17 protein-coding genes and 1 pseudogene are annotated in these 18,890 nt (G+C 39.7%); 12 read left to right on the top strand and 6 right to left on the bottom strand.

Going from position 1 to position 18,890, the window contains the following annotated elements:
• Nucleotide 1 precedes the first annotated feature (1 nt).
• The 5 genes from MTT29_RS09230 to pckA all read left to right on the top strand — a co-directional run bounded on the left by MTT29_RS09230 (nt 2) and on the right by pckA (nt 6,847).
• Nucleotides 2-1,354, top strand: coding sequence for a sodium-dependent transporter (locus MTT29_RS09230; protein WP_429800420.1), 1,353 nt, complete (start codon nt 2-4; stop codon nt 1,352-1,354).
• Complete coding sequence (locus tag MTT29_RS09235) at nt 1,347-1,868, top strand: TRAP transporter small permease subunit (protein ID WP_021085810.1); 522 nt, start codon at nt 1,347-1,349, stop codon at nt 1,866-1,868. Before MTT29_RS09230 ends, MTT29_RS09235 begins: the two co-directional genes overlap by 8 nt.
• Nucleotides 1,856-3,244 carry a TRAP transporter large permease gene (locus MTT29_RS09240; RefSeq protein WP_103598946.1) on the top strand — a complete coding sequence of 463 codons (1,389 nt, stop codon included), beginning with the start codon at nt 1,856-1,858 and terminating at the stop codon, nt 3,242-3,244. The genes MTT29_RS09235 and MTT29_RS09240 overlap by 13 nt, the downstream gene beginning before the upstream one ends.
• 122 nt (nt 3,245-3,366) lie before the next feature.
• The gene (locus MTT29_RS09245; RefSeq protein WP_429800421.1) at nt 3,367-5,169 is read left to right on the top strand and encodes a biotin/lipoyl-containing protein; all 1,803 of its coding nucleotides are present in this window, start codon (nt 3,367-3,369) and stop codon (nt 5,167-5,169) included.
• Nucleotides 5,170-5,272: 103 nt separating this feature from the next.
• The gene (pckA, locus tag MTT29_RS09250; protein WP_429800473.1) at nt 5,273-6,847 is read left to right on the top strand and encodes a phosphoenolpyruvate carboxykinase (ATP); all 1,575 of its coding nucleotides are present in this window, start codon (nt 5,273-5,275) and stop codon (nt 6,845-6,847) included.
• A gap of 549 nt (nt 6,848-7,396) precedes the next feature.
• On the opposite strand, the gene MTT29_RS09255 is transcribed toward pckA, so the two are convergent.
• The 4 genes from MTT29_RS09255 to MTT29_RS09270 form a co-directional block, all read right to left on the bottom strand.
• Entirely contained in the window at nt 7,397-8,089 is a 693-nt protein-coding gene (locus MTT29_RS09255) for an aspartate/glutamate racemase family protein (protein WP_009294309.1), read from the bottom strand.
• A gap of 165 nt (nt 8,090-8,254) precedes the next feature.
• Entirely contained in the window at nt 8,255-9,610 is a 1,356-nt protein-coding gene (locus MTT29_RS09260; RefSeq protein ID WP_021084182.1) for a cation:dicarboxylate symporter family transporter, read from the bottom strand.
• Between the two features lie 11 nt (nt 9,611-9,621).
• The gene (locus MTT29_RS09265; RefSeq protein ID WP_429800422.1) at nt 9,622-10,116 is read right to left on the bottom strand and encodes a peptidylprolyl isomerase; all 495 of its coding nucleotides are present in this window, start codon (nt 10,114-10,116) and stop codon (nt 9,622-9,624) included.
• 11 nt (nt 10,117-10,127) lie between these two features.
• Nucleotides 10,128-10,835 carry a YebC/PmpR family DNA-binding transcriptional regulator gene (locus MTT29_RS09270; protein ID WP_021093135.1) on the bottom strand — a complete coding sequence of 236 codons (708 nt, stop codon included), beginning with the start codon at nt 10,833-10,835 and terminating at the stop codon, nt 10,128-10,130.
• A gap of 150 nt (nt 10,836-10,985) precedes the next feature.
• Here MTT29_RS09270 and MTT29_RS09275 point away from each other — a divergent pair, with 150 nt between their 5' ends.
• Genes MTT29_RS09275 through MTT29_RS09290 form a run of 4 tightly spaced genes read left to right on the top strand, consistent with a single transcriptional unit; the run spans nt 10,986 to nt 14,461 of the window.
• Nucleotides 10,986-11,540 carry a GNAT family N-acetyltransferase gene (locus tag MTT29_RS09275; protein ID WP_429800423.1) on the top strand — a complete coding sequence of 185 codons (555 nt, stop codon included), beginning with the start codon at nt 10,986-10,988 and terminating at the stop codon, nt 11,538-11,540.
• Nucleotides 11,537-11,740: a heavy-metal-associated domain-containing protein gene (locus MTT29_RS09280; protein ID WP_009294304.1), complete on the top strand. Its 204-nt coding sequence runs from the start codon at nt 11,537-11,539 to the stop codon at nt 11,738-11,740. The genes MTT29_RS09275 and MTT29_RS09280 overlap by 4 nt, the downstream gene beginning before the upstream one ends.
• Nucleotide 11,741: 1 nt before the next feature.
• Nucleotides 11,742-13,919: a heavy metal translocating P-type ATPase gene (locus MTT29_RS09285; RefSeq protein ID WP_429800424.1), complete on the top strand. Its 2,178-nt coding sequence runs from the start codon at nt 11,742-11,744 to the stop codon at nt 13,917-13,919.
• 2 nt (nt 13,920-13,921) lie between these two features.
• Nucleotides 13,922-14,461 carry a hypothetical protein gene (locus MTT29_RS09290; RefSeq protein WP_429800425.1) on the top strand — a complete coding sequence of 180 codons (540 nt, stop codon included), beginning with the start codon at nt 13,922-13,924 and terminating at the stop codon, nt 14,459-14,461.
• 2 nt (nt 14,462-14,463) lie between these two features.
• Here the strand turns inward: MTT29_RS09290 and MTT29_RS09295 are convergent, their stop codons facing one another.
• Entirely contained in the window at nt 14,464-14,853 is a 390-nt protein-coding gene (locus tag MTT29_RS09295) for a hypothetical protein (RefSeq protein WP_012001374.1), read from the bottom strand.
• A gap of 270 nt (nt 14,854-15,123) precedes the next feature.
• Here MTT29_RS09295 and argH point away from each other — a divergent pair, with 270 nt between their 5' ends.
• The 3 genes and pseudogenes from argH to MTT29_RS09310 all read left to right on the top strand — a co-directional run bounded on the left by argH (nt 15,124) and on the right by MTT29_RS09310 (nt 17,653).
• On the top strand, nt 15,124-16,524 hold the full coding sequence (gene argH, locus MTT29_RS09300) for an argininosuccinate lyase (RefSeq protein WP_429800426.1): 1,401 nt from the start codon (nt 15,124-15,126) through the stop codon (nt 16,522-16,524).
• 457 nt (nt 16,525-16,981) lie between these two features.
• Nucleotides 16,982-17,290: pseudogene (locus tag MTT29_RS09305) on the top strand (methyl-accepting chemotaxis protein); the annotation flags it as partial.
• 54 nt (nt 17,291-17,344) lie between these two features.
• Nucleotides 17,345-17,653 carry a CZB domain-containing protein gene (locus MTT29_RS09310; RefSeq protein WP_375338548.1) on the top strand — a complete coding sequence of 103 codons (309 nt, stop codon included), beginning with the start codon at nt 17,345-17,347 and terminating at the stop codon, nt 17,651-17,653.
• Between the two features lie 40 nt (nt 17,654-17,693).
• On the opposite strand, the gene MTT29_RS09315 is transcribed toward MTT29_RS09310, so the two are convergent.
• Entirely contained in the window at nt 17,694-18,890 is a 1,197-nt protein-coding gene (locus tag MTT29_RS09315; protein WP_429800427.1) for an MFS transporter, read from the bottom strand.

Below are 18,890 nucleotides of genomic sequence, written 5' to 3' on the forward strand. Positions count from 1 at the left end.
TATGGCAAAAGAACAATTTTCTAAAATAGGCTATGTCTTAGCAGTCGCTGGATCGGCTGTCGGACTTGGCAATGCATGGAAATTTCCATACATGGTCGGTGAAAACGGCGGTTCGGCGTTTATTATCCTATATCTTTTGATAACTTTTCTAGTTGGTGTGCCTATCTTTATGGCAGAGCTTAGTATCGGCAAGCTTAGCGAGAGCGACAGTGTAAATGCTTTTAGAAAGCTAGCAGCTAAAAATAAAAATTTATGGCAACTGGTTGGAATTTTAGCCATGGTGACAGCGGCCATCATCTCATCATACTATATCGTGATCATCGGCTGGGTCTTTAAGTATTTTGTCCTATCTTTTTCTGGCCTCCCAAGCGATATAGATAGCTCAAAGGCGATATTTAACGAGTTACTCACACATGGCCTTGGCGAGCAGACACTTTACTTTGTTATAGCATTTGCAGCTTGCTTTTTCATCCTATCAAAAGGCGTAAAAAGCGGTATAGAGAAGCTAAATGTTTGGATGATGCCAAGCCTATTTATCATGGTTTTGATCATGCTTTTTTACTCTATAACGATGGGCGGCTTTGTAAAATCGGCTGAATTTTTGCTAATCCCTGACTTTAGTAAAATTTCTTTTAACTCACTCTTGCTTGCTCTTGGACTTGCATTTTGGACGCTATCTCTTGGTATGGCAGCGATCATTACTTATTCAGCTAGCCTAAGTGATGATACAAATTTAGCCACTTCAACGCTTAGTATCGTCTTCATAAATATCGCGCTTGCTATTATGATAGGTCTTGTTATTTTTACCTTTATATTTGAATTTGGCGCTACTCCGTCTCAAGGACCAGGTCTTGTCTTTATCTCGCTACCAACGCTATTTGCAAAGCTTGGTGCAATCGGTCAAATTTTGGCTATAGCATTTTTTGCTGCACTTATCTTTGCTGGTATCACCTCAGCCATCTCTATCGTCGAGCCATTTGTCTTTTTCTTGATCAGAGAGTATGGCATGAGCAGAAAAAAAGCGCTTTGCATAGTTTGTGCTGGGATATTTGTATTAGGATTTTTATGTCTTTTATCAAATATAGAAAACGTTGGCGATAAATTTATGATATTTGGTAAAAATTTCTTTGACTTCCTAGACTTTACTGCTTCAAATATCTTGCTACCAATTAGCGGTATCGGCGGAGCGATATTTGTAGGATATTTTATGAAAAAAGATGCTTTATATGTGCTATTTAGCCCATATATGAGTGATTTTGTATTTAATACATGGTATTTTTTACTAAGATATGTAGCACCAGTTTGTGTGCTCATCATCATGATAAATGAACTATTAAAGGTTTTTAATGGATAAGATTGAGAGATTTTTTGACAAAGCTGGTGATATAGTCGGCTATATTTGTATGTTTATTATGGCTTTGATGATAATAGACGTATTTTTTAACGTTGTGGCAAGATACTTTTTCTCTTACGGCAACGTTGCATTTCAGGAGCTTGAGTGGCACTTTTTTGCTGTGATATTTCTACTTGGCATGAGCTATGCTCTAAAAGAGGACGCACACGTTAGAGTTGATATCTTTTATGCTAAATTTTCAGAAAGAAATAAAGCCCTTGTAAATATGCTTGGCACTGTATTTTTTATCATACCATTTGCGCTTTTGGTTTCAAATTTATCATTTGGGTTTGTAGGAGATGCTTACAGCTCGGCAGAGGCCAGCGCAGATCCAGGCGGTCTTACCCATAGATGGATCATAAAAGCAATGATCCCTTTTTCATTTTATGTGCTTGTATTTTTTGCGATCGGCTTTTTTATAAAAAATTTAAATCGCTATAAGAAAGCTAGTAAGGAGAAAATATGGCGGGATTAATAATGTTTATAGCCGCGCTATTGATGCTTGGCATTGGCTTTCCAGTGGCATTTACCTTTGGCGCGGTTGCGATGATATTTGGCATGGTTGGTAGTGTTGTAGAGAGCCTTAGCGATGGCGATGGGCTACTTGGTAGTATAGAAGTGTTTAAAGATATGTTTAACTTCATGCCTTATAGGATTTTCTCTATCATGGAGAGTAGAATTTTCATAGCAGTTCCACTCTTTGTCTTTATGGGTGTCGTGCTTCAAAAGTCAAAGCTAGCCGAGAGACTACTTGAGAGCATGGGTATGCTATTTGGTGAAATTCGTGGCGGTATCGCGATAAGCACTATCTTAGTTGGAGCGCTTTTGGCTGCTTCAACTGGCGTTGTAGGCGCTAGCGTTGTTGCTATGGGCGTTATAAGCTTGCCTGTAATGCTAAAGTATAAATACGACCAATCCCTAGGATGTGGCACGATATGCGCTGCTGGCACACTTGGTCAGATCATCCCACCTTCTATCGTGCTTATCATCTTGGGCGACATCTTCTCAGTGCCAGTTGGCGAGCTTTTTCACCAAGCCATTGTACCAGGATTCACGTTAGTTGGGGTTTATATAGTTTATATTTTGATAGCTGCTTATCTTAAGCCAGAGGTCGCTCCTATCGTAAAAGATGAGAGCGGCGTTAGTAAATTTAAGCAGATCGTTAGAGCGCTAATTGCGATCTTTCCGCCACTTTTGCTAGTTATTTGTGTGCTAGGATCCATTTTTGCAGGTATCGCTACACCGACTGAAAGCTCAGCATTTGGCTGCGTTGGCGCTATCATCTTGGCAATATTTTATAGGACATTTTCATTTTCTATGATGAAAGAGGCCTTGGCTGAGAGCGTAAAAACTACAGCTTTAGTCTTTGCTATACTTGTTGGTGCGACTGCCTTTTCTATGGTCTTTAGCTACACTGGAGGCGATGAGATAGTTGAAAATTTCATGACAAATTTACCAGGCGAGAAGTGGGGCTTTATCATCTTTAGTATGGCTGTTATCTTTGTGCTTGGCTTTTTTATCGATTTTGTTGAAATTTCATATATCGTGCTTCCTATCTTGGTGCCAATCGCCGCAAAACTAGGCATAAACCCAGTCTATCTAGCGATCTTAGTTGCTATGAATTTACAAACTTCATTCTTGACGCCACCATTTGGATTTAGTCTATTTTTCTTAAGATCAGTCGCACCTGCTGAGATAAAAACAGCTGCTATTTATAAAGGCGTGGTGCCTTACATCATCATCCAAGTGGCAGTTTTGGTCTTTTTCTGCGTCTTTTTGATGGAGATAAAGCCGATGCTTGATGCGAGCCACGGCGGATTATTTAACTTCTTGCTCTCACTTTTTAAATGATATAAAAGTTTTTGGTTGTAAAATACCAAAAACAAGTAAAATGGCTAATTTGAGTTTCTATCAAATTTAGCCATTTTTTATGACCGCTTTTTAGTAAATTTATAAATTTAATGAGGTGAAATATGGCAAAGAAATTTATCGATGTTATGGATACGACCTTTAGAGATGGCTTTCAGTCAGTTTATGGCGCTAGAGTGCTTATGAACGACTTTTTGCCCGCGCTTGAAGCAGCCAAAGAGGCTGGCATAGAGCATTTTGAATTTGGCGGCGGAGCGAGATTTCAAAGCCTTTATTTTTATCTAAATGAGGACGCTTTTGCGATGATGGATAAATTTAGAAGCATCGTAGGACCAAAAGCAAACCTTCAAACCCTAAGCAGGGGCGTAAATACCGTCACCCTTGACACTGGTAGCCGCGAGCTTATCGACCTTCACGCAAAACTTTTCAAAAAACACGGAACAACTACTATTAGAAATTTTGACGCATTAAATGATGTTGAAAATTTAAAATACTCAGGCGAAAGGATCGCTCATCACGGCCTAAAACACGAAGTAGTCGTCACTATGATGGACCTGCCAAGTGGCTGTGTGGGAGCTCATGATGTTAAATTTTATGAGAAAATTTTAAGAGAAATTTTAGATGCAAATATCCCTTATCACAGCGTTTGCTTTAAAGACGCAAGTGGCACAAGTAGCCCACAAAAGGTCTATGAGACCATAAAAATGGCTAGAAAACTTCTTCCTGAAAAAACTCATATCAGACTTCACACTCACGAAACTGCAGGCGTAAGCGTGGCTTGCTATCTTGCAGCGCTTGAGGCTGGAGCTGACGGTATAGACCTAGCTGCAAGCCCAGTAAGTGGCGGAACTAGCCAGCCAGATATCTTAACCATGCTGCACGCAGTAAAAGGCAAAAACTACGATCTTGGCGGACTTGACGTGGAGAAAATTTTAAAATATGAAAGCGTTTTGAATGATTGTCTAAAAGAGTATTTCTTACCGCCTGAAGCTGTGCAAGTAAGCCCGCTCATACCATTTTCGCCAATGCCTGGTGGCGCGCTCACCGCAAATACTCAGATGATGAGAGATAACAACATCTTAGATAAATTCCCAGAGGTCATCCTTGCTATGCGCGAAGTGGTGCAAAAGGGCGGATATGGCACTTCAGTGACCCCTGTTAGCCAGTTTTACTTCCAACAAGCCTTTAATAACGTTATGTTTGGCAAGTGGAAAAAGATCGCTGAAGGATACGGTAAAATGGTGCTTGGCTACTTTGGCAAGACCCCAGTTACCCCTGATAAAGAGATCATTAAGCTTGCAAGCGAGCAGCTAGGACTAAAACCAACTACTAAACACGCTGTTGATATAGCTGATAAAGATGAGAGCAAGTCGCTTGCGCACGTGAAAGAAATTTTAAAACAAAATAAGATCAAGGTTACCGAAGAAAACGTCTTTATAGCAGCAGCTTGCAAAGAAAAAGGCATCGCGTTCTTAAAAGGTGAGGCCAAAGTAAATGTAAGAAAAGTTGATCCAAACACTAAGGCAAACGATGGCAGACAAACTCAAAGTGGAAGATATAGCGTCGTGGTAAATGGTAGTCGCTACAACGTTGAAGTAAGCGAAGGTTTTAACGACAGTATCCAAGTAAAATCAATTACTGAAGTTGAAGGCAAGAGCGTAAAAAGCGCCAAAAGTGCAGTAGCAGGCACAACAGAAAATGACATCGTCGCAAGCTTGCCAGGCGCTGTGCATAAAATTTTAGTTAGTGCAGGAGATCATGTCAAAAAAGGTCAGGCCATAGTCGTGCTTGAGGCGATGAAGATGGAGATAGAGGTCAAAGCCCCAAAAGATGGCATCATAGGCTCTATAGAGGTTAGTAAAGGTCAAAGCGTTGCGAACAATCAAGTGGTGGCTAGATTTAAATAAATTTGCCACTTTTAAAAAGATAGTGTTAAGCGAAATTTGATTAACATTTTGATGACTTTTAGGTCAAATTTATAAAGAAACGAAATTTAAAGGAAACAACATGATAAATAAGCTAGACGAGCTAGGTCTAAAAGAGATCAAAAAGATAAATCACAATCTAAGCTACGACGAGCTTTTTGAGCTTGAAAAGGCAAATAACGAGGGCAGAGTCTCAAGTAACGGCACATTTATGGTCGATACTGGAATTTTTACAGGCAGAAGCCCAAAAGACAAGTACTTTGTCAAGCAAGATCCAAGCCAAAAATATATTGCTTGGGGTAAGATAAATCAGCCTATCACAAAGGAGCTATTTGATAAGCTTCTTAAAAAAGCAAAAGATCAGCTAAGTGGTAAAGAAATTTTTATCCAGGATGCATTTTGTGGAGCTAGCAAAAAGAGCCAAAAATCAGTCCGCTTCGTCACTGAAGTAGCGTGGCAAGCACACTTTGTAAAAAATATGTTCATCCGCCCAAGTGAATCGGAGCTGGCTAAATTTGAGCCTGATTTTGTAGTATATAACGCTTGCAAGACAAAAAATGAGGATTACAAGGCTGACGGATTACACTCAGAAGTCTTTGTTATCTTTAATGTCGAAGAAAATGTCGCGGTGATCGGTGGCACATGGTATGGCGGCGAGATGAAAAAGGGCATTTTTTCTATGATGAACTACTGGTTGCCACTTGAGGGCAAGCTAAGCATGCACTGCTCTGCAAACGTAGGCGAAAAGGGCGATACGGCGCTATTTTTTGGTCTATCTGGCACTGGCAAAACGACACTTTCAACCGATCCAAAACGCAAACTAATAGGCGATGACGAGCACGGCTGGGACGATGATGGCGTGTTTAACTTTGAGGGCGGCTGCTACGCAAAATGTATCAACCTTGACCCAAGCAGCGAGCCAGAAATTTACGCAGCGATCAGGCGTGATGCGCTACTTGAAAACGTAGTGGCTGACGAAAACGGCGTGGTTGATTATAAAGATGGCTCAAAGACTGAAAACACACGCGTGAGCTATCCGATCTATCACATCGACAACTACGAGCCAAGCTCAAGCGCAGGACATCCAAAAAACATCATCTTTTTAAGTGCTGACGCTTTTGGCGTGCTTCCTCCAGTTGCGAAGCTGACAAAAGAGCAGGCGATGTATTATTTCTTAAGTGGTTACACAGCAAAAGTTGCTGGCACAGAGCGCGGTATAACTGAGCCTGTAGCTACTTTTAGCGCTTGCTTTGGCGAGCCATTTATGCCACTTCACCCAACCGTCTATGCAAAACTGCTTGGCGAGAAGATCGATAAGCACGGTGTTAATGTCTATCTTGTAAATACAGGCTGGAGCGGCGGTGCTTACGGCGTTGGCAAGCGTATGAGCATAAAAGCAACTCGTGCTTGCATAAATGCGATCCTTGATGGTAGCATCACAAAATGCGAATTTGAAAATTTTGATAAATTTAACTTCGCTATCCCAAAAGAGCTTGATGGTGTAGAGACAAAACTGCTAAATCCTATAAATACATGGACACACCCAGCTGAGTACAATATTTCACGCGACAAGCTTGCTAAAATGTTTGTTGAAAATTTCAAACGCTATGAAGATGTAAAAGAGGGCGTTGAGTACGCCAAAGCTGGCCCAAAAGCTTAAATTTATAGCCTTGTGGGTAAATCCCTGCAAGGCTTTTTAAATTTAAATTATCAAATAGCAAAAATTTTAGAGCTGTGAAATATGGCTCTTTTTTAAATTTCTAATATAAAATTTAAAACATTTTGTGAAATAGCTCGGTCAAATTTAACGAGACTTTCTAAAACTTTTTCATCAAAAAAATTACTCTTTATAAGCCTGAAAAATTTAATCGTCTGACATCAGAAATTTTAATACAAGTGGTCCTTTGTAGCTAGAGCTAAAATTTAGCCAAAATGCACCAGTTAAATTTAATGCAAAATAATCTATTTCACTAGACTTTCTAAAGCTTCTCGCTATAAAACCACACTTATTAAGCTCTAAAAATCACCCATCAGATATCAAAAAATTTAATACAAACGATCTTTGTAGTTAGAGCTAAAATTTAGCCAGAACACTCCAGCTAAATTTGATATCAAATTTCTACTATAAAAGTCGCTGTTGTATTTAGTATAAGTTGTAGGATTTTTGTAGTTAAAATGTAAATTTAGCCAGGTATCTGGCTAAATTTAATCAAAATACTCTCTTTTCTAGTCCAAATTCTACGCCAGCTTTTGCTAGCTCAAATGTCGCATCTATAAATTTATACTCGCTACTGATAAATGGCAAAAACATCGGTATCTCGGTGCAGCCTGCGATATAAACGTCAGCTTCAATGTTTGAAAGCACTTCATAAAATACCGGCACATACTCTTCTAGCTTACCAGCTTTGACACCTTTGTAGATGCACTCCATGATGACATCTTGCGTCTCTTTGCTAAAATCCACGCTTTTTAGCCCGCGCTCTTTTAAAATTTGATCATAAACGCCAGCCTTTTTTGTGCCACTTGTTGCGATGACAGCGATATTTTTAGCGTGCGGATATTTTTTTTGCAAGGCATCTACTGTAACTTTTGCAATGTGCAAAATTTTCACTCCAGCCTCTTTTTCGATGCTTGGGGCAAAGTAGTGAGCTGTATTACAAGCCATTAGCATCGCCTCGCATCCTGCATTTTTTAAAAGTTTAGCACTTTGAATTAGCTTTGGAAGCGGGCTTTCTCCCTCACCCATGATAAATTTTGTCCTATCTTCTATCTGAGCGTATGAGTCGATAACGATGTGTAGGTGCTCTTGATCGCAAGTTGCTGGGGTTATATCGATGATCTTCTTGTATAAATCAGCCGTGGCAAGTGGTCCCATGCCGCCTATGATGCCTAATGTCTTCATAACTCCTCCAAATTAAAATTTTCAATAATTATAATATTAGTTTCTATATTTAAAAATAAAATTTCTAAATTTTCATTTGGTATTGTAAAAATAGGGGATAAGCACTTTAAGTTTTGAAGTAAATTTTAAGATAAAAAGGGGCGATTTGCCCCTTAAAAAATTCTATTATGAGTGGAAGTGAAATTCGTCCGGATGATCTAGCGCGTATCTAAATTTCTCCATATCGACCTTTTTGTCCCAGATAGATACGATCATGCAGCCAACGGCATTACCGCAAAGGTTACCAACAGCACGCATCTCTGACATAAATTTATCAACGCCAAGTAGCACAGCTACGGTGACGACTGGTATGCCAGTGCTTGGAAGTGCGCTTAGTGTGCCAGCAAGGACGACAAAGCCAGATCCTGTAACGCCAACCGCGCCTTTACTTGTGATCATTAGCACGATTAAAATGCTTATTAGATGCTCAAAGCTTAGCGGGATATTAAATGCTTGAGCTAAGAAGATAACGCTTAAGCTTAGATAGATGTTGGTGCAGTCAAGGTTAAATGAGTAGCCAGTCGGGATGATAAGGCCAACTGCGCCTCTATTTATACCAGCTGCTTCTAGCTTTTGCATAAGTGGTGCAAGAGCTGTCTCGCTCGAGCTTGTCGCAAAAACGACCAAGACCTCTTTTGAGATAAAGCGCATAAATTTAAAGACATTGACTTTGGCAAAGTAGCAAATGACGCCAAGCACGACAAAGATGAAAAAGCAGCTTGCAAGTGCCATAACAACAAGAAGCTCCATCATACCAAGAAGCGTTCCGATGCCAAATTTACCGATCAAATAAGCCATCGCCGAAAAGGCAGCCACTGGGCTAAATAGCATAAGCCAAGTAAGTAATTTTAAGACGTAGTGCTGGATAAATTCAAGCGGTTTTAGACAAGCTTGCTTTTTATCATGAGCAAGTAGTGAAAGTACGATGGCAACGACTATCGCCATGAAAAGCACTTGAAGTGTGTTTGACTTTATAAATGGATCAAGTATATGCACGTAAGGGAAGATGTCATCTACTGGCACAGCGCCTCTTAAAAGATGAAGCGTGTGTGCTAAAAAGCCGCTATTTGCGTCCATATTTCCAGCTTGAGATGTAAATTTAGCCACGCTTGAGGCGTCAAGCTGAGTGTAGTCAAGGTTCATGCCATGTCCTGGACGAAGCGTCTCGCCAAAGATGATACCAACAGCAAGAGCAAGCGTGCTAACTATCTCAAAGTAGATAAACGCCTTAAGTCCGATGGTGCCAAGATCTTTTAAGCTCTCAAGTCCGACGATACCTGAGACGATTGTTAAAAAGATGATAGGGCCGATTAAAATTTTAAGGGCTTTTATAAAATAATCAATGCCTGGCTTACTCGCTATGCCAAGCTCAGGTGCGACCATACCAACGATAACACCGCCAACTATACCTATCACAACCCAAATGGCGAGATTGGTAAATAGCCTCACAAAGAGACTTTTTTGCGTTTTTGCACTCTCCATAAATTCCCCTTTTATAGGCTCTCTTTGATCTCTGCTGAGAGGATCTTGTCGCCTTGTCTGATAGCATCAAGCACCTTTAAGCTCTCGTCATCAACGCACTTACCAAAGACTGTATGCACGCCGTCAAGATGAGGTTGCTTGCTGTGGCAGATGAAAAACTGCGATCCGCCAGTATCACGACCTGCATGAGCCATGCTAAGGCTGCCACGCTCGTGTTTTACCTTTTGGTTGTCGCATTCGCATTTTATCCTCCAGCCAGGACCACCTGTGCCTGTGCCATTTGGGCAGCCACCTTGGATGACGAAATTTGGTATAACTCTGTGAAAATTTAGGCCATTATAAAAGCCTGTTTTTATCAAATGGACAAAATTTGCAACAGCTTGCGGTGCATCCTCGGCAAAAAGCTCAAGTTTGATATCGCCTTTTTCTGTCTTTAAAACTGCAAATTTATCTTTTTTTATCTCGTCTAAATTTATATCATAAACTTTTAACTCATCAAAACGCATGTTGCTCCTTTTTACTCGATATTTGTATAAACTGCTTGGACGTCATCATCGTCTTCTAGCTTGTCAAGAAGCCTTTCAACCTCAAGCATTTGCTCTTCATCTAGGCTCACAGTTTGATTTGGCAAATACTGAAGTGAAGCTTTTTTAACTACTAAATTTAACTTCTCTATGCCTTCATGCAATGTGCCAAAATTTGCGTAATCACCATAAACAAATAGTGCGTTTTCATCTTCTTCAATATCACTTAGTCCATAATCAATCAGCTCAAGCTCGATCTCTTCTATATCTGCGCTTGGTTTTTCAAGCTCAAAAACGCTCTTTCTTGTAAACATAAAGCTAAGGCTGCCACTTGGCAAAATTTCTCCGCCATTTTTGCTAAATATCGCTTTTACATTTGCAACTGTCCTTGTTGGGTTGTCAGTAGCGCACTCGACGATGATTTGCACGCCGTGAGCTGCTTTGCCGTCATAAAAGATAGTCTTAATATCTGCGCTATCTTTGCCATTTGCTCTTTTTATAGCCGCATCAATGTTATCTTTTGGCATATTTTCAGCTTTTGCTGCTGCGATGGCTGCACGAAGTTTTGGGTTCATATCTGGATCACATCCGCCATCTTTTGCCGCTACTGTTATAGCCTTTGCAAGTTTTGGAAATACCTTGCTCATCTTATCCCATCTAGCTTCTTTTGCCGCTCTTCGGTACTCAAATGCTCGTCCCATAAATATCCTTAAATAAATTTTTTACGGATTATAACTAAAAAAATTTTATACTTTTTTAAAACATTTTTAGTTTGCTTGCTAAAGCGCCTAATTTGTAAATTTGAAAATAATATTTGGTAAAAATTTAAGCTAAAGGCATATAATCATGCCATGATAAAAAATGCTCAAAAACAAGATGCAAAAATCTGCATAAAACTACTAAATTTAGCGATGGAGGATATCGCCTACAAGCTAAGTGGCTACGACGATCCTGCAAGAAGCGACGAAATTTTAGAGAAATTTTTTAAAAGCGAGACAAACAGACTTAGCTATAAAAATGTCTATGTCTATAAACGTGATGAGCAGATCATCGCTGCGATGTGTGCTTACTTTGGTGGCGACGTAGCTCAGCTTGATAGTGAAATTTCACAGCATCTAAAGGCTCTTGGCAAAGATGCCCAGATAGAAAAAGAGTGCTTTGATGATGAGTTTTATATAGATAGCATCGCTGTAGATGAGAAATTTAGGGGTCAAGGGCTAGCAAAAGAGCTTATCTTGCACTCATTTGCCAAAGCAAAAGAGCTAGGACATAAAAAGGTCTCGCTGATAGTTGATGTAAATAAGCCAAAAGTTCGTAAATTTTACGAGAGCCTTGGCTTTAAATTTAACACCAAAAAGATCATAAATTTACACGAATACGACCACATGATAAAGGAGATAATATGAAAACATTTGAGGTAAATAATGTGCATTGCCAAAACTGCGCAAACACTATAAAAAACGCACTTGAGGATGACTTTGGCGAGATAAAAGTCGATCTTAGCAAAGAGCCAAGGCAAGTAAGCGTCGATATAAAAGATGGCGATGTAGAGAAATTTAAATCAGAAATGGCTGATCTGGGATTTGACGTTATAAAGGAGCTTTGATATGCCTTTAAAAGTCAAGCTAAATATAGCGGGAATGAGCTGTGTAAATTGCTCAAACGCTATCGAAAAGGTTTCTAAAAAGATAGATGGGGTGCTTGAAGCAAATGTAAATTTTGCAAACGCAAGCGGTGAGTTTGTCCTAAAAGACGCCAGCGTGCGTGAAGCTTTAGAGCAAAAGATAAAGAAGCTTGGCTACTTCGTGGCAGCCGACATCGATGAGTATGAGGCCAAAAGAGACGAGCACATAACTGCGATCAGAAATAAATTTATATTTGCATTTATAGCAAGCATCGTGATAATGGTGCTTGAGATGTTCGCACCTCAGAGCTTGCTAGTAAATTTACTCATGCTAGTTTTAGCATTTTTGGTGCTAGCTTTTAGTGGCAAAGACTTCTTTGCTCACGCCATAGAGGCTGTTAAAAACAAAAACTACGATATGAACGTGCTTGTAGCTCTTGGAAGTGGCAGTGCGTTTTTATACTCGCTTTTTGTTGTGATCTTTTCAAATTTCATCCCAGATGATCTAAAAAACGTCTATGTCTCGGGCGCAGCGATGATCATAGCCTTTGTTTTGCTTGGCAAGTACCTTGAAGAGCGCTCAAAGGCAAAGGCAGGCGACTACCTAAAGACGCTACTTAAAATTTCACCAAAGACCGCCTTTTTGGTCATGCCAGATGGACAGAGCAAAGAGGTAAATGTAAATGAGCTAAAAGTAGGCGACATCGTCATCGTAAAAAATGGCTACAACATCCCAAGTGATGGCGTGATAGTTCAAGGTGGCGCTGAGATAGATGCTTCTATGCTTACAGGAGAGAGCTTGCCAGTTTATAAAGAGGTGGGAGATAGCGTATTTGCCGGCACTTTAAACACAAATGGCTATATAAGCGTCAAGGTGACAAAGAGTTCTTTTGAGAGCTTGCTATCTCAAATTTTAAACCTACTAAGCGACGCTAGCTCCAAAAAGATGCCTATCGGACGGCTGGCTGACAAGATAGCAAACATCTTTGTACCAAGTGTGGTGGCGATCTCAGTTCTTACATTTTTAATATGGATAATTTTTAGTGGAAATTTCGCCTATGCGATCTCTAGCGCGATCTGCGTGCTTATCATCTCATGCCCATGCGCACTAGGACTTGCCACGCCAATAGCAATCGTAAGCTCTCTTGCTCGCGGCGCAAAAGCTGGGATTTTGGTGAAAAATCCAGAGGTTTTGGAGCTTATAAAAGATGCTAAATTTGTAGCATTTGACAAAACTGGCACGCTAAGTAAGGGGCTAATTAGCGTCAAAAGTTCAAATTTGAGTGAAAAAGAGCTAGAGCTAGTGGCATCTGCTGAAAATTTAAGCGAGCATCCGATCTCAAAAGCGATCGTAAGATACGCAAAACAAAATTACATAAATTTACAAAAGCTAAATGGCAAATTCCAAAACGTAGTTGGTCAAGGCATCGTCTATGAAGATGAGAGCAACAAGATAATAATAGGTAACGAAAAGCTGCTCGCAGCAAACGATATCTTGCTAAATGAAGCTGATAGTGAAGCGATAAAAGAGGCTACAAATGATGGCAGTGGCGTCATACTTTGTGCGCTAAATCAAAAATTTAGTGGCTTTTTAACGCTAAGTGATGAGCTAAAAAATGAAGCAAATGACGTTATAAACGAGCTTTCAAGGCTAAATTTACAAAGCGTGATCCTCTCAGGTGATGATAAAAAAGTAGTGGCAAATATCGCTAGCAAGCTAAATGTGAGCGAATATTATGCAAATATGCTGCCTGAGGATAAATTTAACAAGGTAAAAGAGCTCATGAGCCGAGGTGGCGTGATCTTTGTAGGGGACGGCATAAACGACTCGCCATCGCTTAAAGAAGCAAGCGTTGGCATCGCTATGAACTCAGGCTCAGACATCGCTAAAGGCGCTGGCGATATCGTGCTTGTAAAAAACGATCTGCGTGGCGTAAGTGGGCTTGTAAAGCTTGCAAATGCGACTATTGCTAACATAAAAGAGAATTTGTTTTGGGCATTTATGTATAACGCCATTTGCATACCAGTGGCTGCTGGCGTGCTCTATCCAGTATTTGGACTACTTCTAAGCCCAGTTTATGGCTCTATGGCGATGTGCTTAAGCTCGGTCACTGTCGTGCTAAATGCGCTTAGACTTAGATATTTGAAGCTTAAGGATTAAATTTGAGACTTGGAGAGCTTTATAGCGTCGTAGCGGCTGCACTTGCTACAAATTTTAATGGCATCTTGGGCGTCTCATCTTTTATGAGTATCAAAAAGACAAGTGCGTGGATAACGCAGACAAAGAGTGATGCGAACGTAAAAGGAAATGAGCTTTACGCTAAATTTATCAAAGATGAGAGTAGTGCGGCTCTGTGTGATGATTTTGTCATTTTAAAGGCAAAATTTGAAGCAAGCTACTATTTTTCAAGTGCAAAAGATGATTTGGCGCAATTTTATAAAGCTATAAATTTTGAGCCAAAAATGGGCGAGGTTGATAGCATCTCAAATCAGCTCATTTTGATAGCAAATATCTTAAAAAAAGAGGCGACTAAAGAGTCTATGCAGCTTCTTGCTGCTTTTAGCCTCTCTTTTTTCTTGCCATATGCCGAGCAACTTGCAAAAGAGCTTGAACAAAATGCTAACAGTAACTTCTATAAGTCAATGGGATACTTTTTAGAGGATTTTTGTTTGGTTTTAAAAACTATTATCGGTAAGGCTTAGTCTTAAGCCTGTACCATTTCTGTCATTTGAGTTTTAATACTTAAAATGTTATTTTGAATGCTTGATTGTTCTAAATTTAGATGATGAAGCATCTGCATAGAATCACGATCTTTCAGGTGCTGGATGCTTGAAATTTGATCAGCTATATCGCTTCTTTGATCTTGTAATTTTTCTAAATTTTTTTGTAACTCTGTGACATCTTCTTTTCTAATAATTGTAGGTTTTTGTCTAACTTCTTCTCTTTGTTCGACATGCACATCATTACTTCTAACGATATCTTTTGTACCATAGCCAGAAGATACTAATATGCTGGTTTTAGCGCTACTTGATGATATAGATGTGTAGCCATTATGATAGAAAACATTTGAGTTCATATTTGCATCTATTTGCATATCGTCCTTCCTTTTTAGTTTATTTCTTCATTTATAACTATATCGGCAATAAATCAAAAAACTTGAAATAGTTTTTAAAAAGTTGCTGGGCGAATTATATTTTAATAACCTTAAATGTAAATTATATATATAACTTTTTTACTACTCTAGCATAATTTTTATATTACATTTCACTTTTTTGAACAAAAAATTTATTTTTTAAAATGCTCGTAAAAGCCTAGTTAAGCACCATTTTGTTAAAATCACGCGAAACTAATCAAAGGCAAAGCTATGAAAAAAGATGAAAACGCACATAAAAAGATGTGGGAGGGTAGATTTAGCGAGGCTAGCTCAAAGTTGCTCGAGGAATTTAACGCTTCTATAAATTTTGATAAAAATCTTTTTGAAGAGGACATCGCTGGCAGTAAAGCGCATGCAAAGATGCTTGGCATTTGCGGAATTTTAAAAAAAGATGAGTCAGAGGCGATCATAAAGGGGCTTGATGAGGTTTTGACTGAGATAAGAGCTAGTAAATTTGCTTTTAAGATAGAGGATGAGGATATCCATATGGCAGTTGAAAAGCGCCTCAGCGAGATCATCGGAGCTGAGCTTGGCGGCAGACTACACACAGCTAGAAGCAGAAACGATCAGGTCGCGCTTGATTTTAAATTTTACGTTTTGAAGAAAAATTTAGAAATTTCATCTCTTATCAAAGAGCTCATCGCCACGCTTACAAATTTAGCCAAAAACCACAAAGATACGCTAATGCCAGGCTACACGCACCTTCAGCATGCCCAGCCTATAAGCCTTAGCTACCATTTGCTAGCCTACGCTTTTATGTTTAAGAGGGATCTCGAGCGATTTGTTAGCTCGTATGAGCGAAACAACCTAAGTCCGCTTGGCTCAGCAGCCCTTGCAGGCACGCCACATAAGATAGATAGGAGTATCGTTGCAAGCGAGCTTGGCTTTGCAGGTTGCACGCAAAATGCGATGGATAGCGTGAGCGACCGTGACTTTGCGCTTGAGATTTTATTTAACATTAGTGTTTTTATGACGCACGCTTCTAGGCTTTGCGAGGAGCTCATACTCTGGAGCTCGCAAGAATTTGGCTTTGTAAGCATTAGTGATGCTTATAGCACTGGTAGCTCCATCATGCCTCAAAAGAAAAATCCAGACGTCGCTGAACTCATACGCGGTAAAACTGGGCGTGTAAATGGAAATTTAGTAGCGCTGCTAACTACGATGAAGGGCTTGCCACTTGCTTATAATAAAGATATGCAAGAAGATAAAGAGGGTGTTTTTGATAGCGTTGCGACCATTTTAAGCTCGGCTACTATCCTAAATGAGATGATAAAAACGGCTAAATTTAATGAAAAAAATATGCTAAAAGCGACAAAAACCGGGCATCTAAGTGCCACTGATCTAGCGGACTATCTAGTGCGTGAGAAAAATATCCCATTTAGAACGGCGCACTTTATCACTGGAAAAGCTGTCGCAAAGGCTGAGAGCTTGGGACTTGATCTAAGTGAGCTAAACAAAGAGCAGCTAAAAAGCGTAGATGAAAAATTAGATGAAAATGCCATTAAATTTCTAGACCTGCATGCTTCAAAAGAGGCCCGCACTTCAAAAGGCGGCACGGCAAACAAAAGCGTTGAAGAGCAAATTAAAATTTTAGACGACTGGCTTAAGTAAAAAGAGTTATAATTACGCGTAATTTACAAATTTTAAAGGATGAAAAATGTTTTTTGACAGCAAAAGTAAAGAGCTTGGTAGTAAAAATGAAGCTTTAGAAAGAGAAAATGAAGCTTTAAAGGCTGAAATTTTTGCACTTAAAAATGAGCTAAAAAATGCCAAAACTTGCGAGCCAAAAGAGCAAGCTAAGGATAAGCAAGAGGCTGTAAATTTGCTGCTTACTAGCTATCAAGATGGTATGAATTTCTTGCAATCAACCATCGAAGAAAATTTAAAAATGCTTGAAAATATAAACTATTTAAATGAAAAAACCTTCAAAGAAACAGGCGAGCTTAAGTCTCAAACGGCTGAAATTTTAAGCTCGATCGAGCAAGTGAGCCAGATGAGCGGCGATCTCTCAAACGACGCCTCTTCGCTTGATGGAAGCGTAAATTCTATCGTTGAGATCATAAATCTCATAAAAGACATCTCAGATCAGACAAATTTGCTAGCACTAAATGCTGCTATCGAGGCGGCTCGTGCGGGCGAGCATGGACGAGGCTTTGCAGTCGTTGCAGATGAGGTTAGAAAGCTTGCAGAGCGCACGCAAAAGGCGACACTTGAGGTTGAAGTAAATATAAATGGTCTTAAACAAAGTGCGAACACAATGATCGAAATGAGCGAAAATTTCTCTAAAATTTCAGCAAATGCGATGCAAATTTTAGGCGGTTTTGAGGGCAACATCTCAAGCGTAAATGCCAACACGCAAAACATCCTAAATCAAGCCCTAAACGTAACAAATGAGGTCAATGTCAGTAACGGCAAGATAGATCATATCAACATGAAGCTAAATGGCTACCGAGGCGTCTTGCTTGGCGAGATAAATAAAATTCAAGACGTGCATGAGTGTAGATTTGGTAAGTGGTATGAAAAAGATGTGAAAAATACCATCATAAAAGATCCAAGAACCCTCTCAAGCATAGCTGCGCACCACGAAAATGTCCATCATGGACTAGACAAGGCTATGGCGATTTTTGCTGATAAAGATAAGGGACATTTGGCAGGCGTCGAGATACTAAAAGATGTTGAGCACTCAAGTAAAGCTGGCTTTGAAGAGCTACTTGAAGCAGTAAAAGCAGCTAGGAAATGAGCAAATATAAATGGCTGGATTTCTAGCCATTTAGACGCAACTACCTTATCTCATACCTTTTTGAAACTACGTGGTAGTAAAAGGCTCCAACGAAAAAGAGGCTTCCCATAAAGGTTGCGATCATCTCCACGCTTAGTCCAAGCTCGTATAAAAAGCCGATCGCAAATGAGATAAGCGCGCTAAATCCAAGAAAAATCATATCATTATACGCGATCACTCTGCCGTAAAACTCTTTTTGGCAGTTTTGTTGAAGCAGGGTGTAGGTGTAGCTCCAAAGACTTGATGTGCAAAAACCAGCAAAGATGATGCCAATGAGCGAGAGATAAAAATTTCGCAAAGAGAGCGCCCAGATGATGATGCCAAGCCCTTGACCGATGTAGATGTAGATGAGCGTTTTTTTATTCATAAATTTACTAAGCATGACTGGTGCAAACATAAGCGAGATCGATCTTGATGCATTTAGCAAGCCAATAACTAGCGAAGTTGAGAGCAAATTTGCGTATCTATAGTCAGCCAAAAGTGCGATCAACGCGTCATAAGCTGTGATGCCAACAAAGGCATGCAAAAATATAAGATGCACTATGAGCCTATTTTCTTTTAGATATTTAAGCCCATTTTTTAGCATTTTTAGAGGTTTTTCTATAAATTCTGGCTTTAGCTCGTCTAGTTTTAAAAGATATAAAAAGCCAAAACTGCAAAGATAAAGAGCTCCATCAAGCAAAAAGGCGCTTTTGATGCCAAAAAAGTGTATATAAACGCCTGCAAGCCCCATGCCAGCGGTATATGAGACCGCCCAGATAATAGAGTGGATCTCGTTTGCAAGCTTTAGGCTCTCTTTGCTTAAAATTTTTGGCAGAACGCTCATCTCTACTTGAAAATACATCCCGCCAACGCCGTTTCTAACAAAAATGATAAGCAAAAGCAGCCATAGATAATCAAGCGAATTTATAAAAAGTAGCATAAAAACGCTTATGGTCTCAACCGCCATCATGATAACAAGCATAGGTTTTGGGCTAAATTTATCAACCAAAATGCCACTAAACGGAGCGATGACGACACCCGGGATAAATGCCATCGCCGCACTTAATGTAAGTGCCCATACAGGAGCGTCAAGCGAGATAAGCAGCGTAAAGATGCCAGTGTGCGAGAACCACACACCAAAGTAGCACATGAGCTGAATGGTGCTTAAAAGGCGGAAATTTCTCTCGTCCTTTAAAAGCTTAAGATACTCTTTCAA

It is taken from the genome of Campylobacter concisus, assembly GCF_050447485.1.
Classification (GTDB): Bacteria; Campylobacterota; Campylobacteria; order Campylobacterales; family Campylobacteraceae; genus Campylobacter_A; species Campylobacter_A concisus_BQ.

What these genes read in the sequence shown, in the direction of transcription:
- MTT29_RS09285 (WP_429800424.1), top strand. Translation starts at nt 11,742, where the DNA reads ATGCCTTTAAAAGTCAAGCTAAATATAGCGGGAATGAGCTGTGTAAAT.
- argH (WP_429800426.1), top strand. Translation starts at nt 15,124, where the DNA reads ATGAAAAAAGATGAAAACGCACATAAAAAGATGTGGGAGGGTAGATTT.
- MTT29_RS09235 (WP_021085810.1), top strand. Translation starts at nt 1,347, where the DNA reads ATGGATAAGATTGAGAGATTTTTTGACAAAGCTGGTGATATAGTCGGC.
- MTT29_RS09295 (WP_012001374.1), bottom strand. Translation starts at nt 14,853, where the DNA reads ATGCAAATAGATGCAAATATGAACTCAAATGTTTTCTATCATAATGGC.
- MTT29_RS09245 (WP_429800421.1), top strand. Translation starts at nt 3,367, where the DNA reads ATGGCAAAGAAATTTATCGATGTTATGGATACGACCTTTAGAGATGGC.
- MTT29_RS09310 (WP_375338548.1), top strand. Translation starts at nt 17,345, where the DNA reads ATGAAGCTAAATGGCTACCGAGGCGTCTTGCTTGGCGAGATAAATAAA.
- MTT29_RS09230 (WP_429800420.1), top strand. Translation starts at nt 2, where the DNA reads ATGGCAAAAGAACAATTTTCTAAAATAGGCTATGTCTTAGCAGTCGCT.
- MTT29_RS09240 (WP_103598946.1), top strand. Translation starts at nt 1,856, where the DNA reads ATGGCGGGATTAATAATGTTTATAGCCGCGCTATTGATGCTTGGCATT.
- MTT29_RS09265 (WP_429800422.1), bottom strand. Translation starts at nt 10,116, where the DNA reads ATGCGTTTTGATGAGTTAAAAGTTTATGATATAAATTTAGACGAGATA.
- MTT29_RS09260 (WP_021084182.1), bottom strand. Translation starts at nt 9,610, where the DNA reads ATGGAGAGTGCAAAAACGCAAAAAAGTCTCTTTGTGAGGCTATTTACC.
- MTT29_RS09255 (WP_009294309.1), bottom strand. Translation starts at nt 8,089, where the DNA reads ATGAAGACATTAGGCATCATAGGCGGCATGGGACCACTTGCCACGGCT.
- MTT29_RS09275 (WP_429800423.1), top strand. Translation starts at nt 10,986, where the DNA reads ATGATAAAAAATGCTCAAAAACAAGATGCAAAAATCTGCATAAAACTA.
- MTT29_RS09280 (WP_009294304.1), top strand. Translation starts at nt 11,537, where the DNA reads ATGAAAACATTTGAGGTAAATAATGTGCATTGCCAAAACTGCGCAAAC.
- MTT29_RS09270 (WP_021093135.1), bottom strand. Translation starts at nt 10,835, where the DNA reads ATGGGACGAGCATTTGAGTACCGAAGAGCGGCAAAAGAAGCTAGATGG.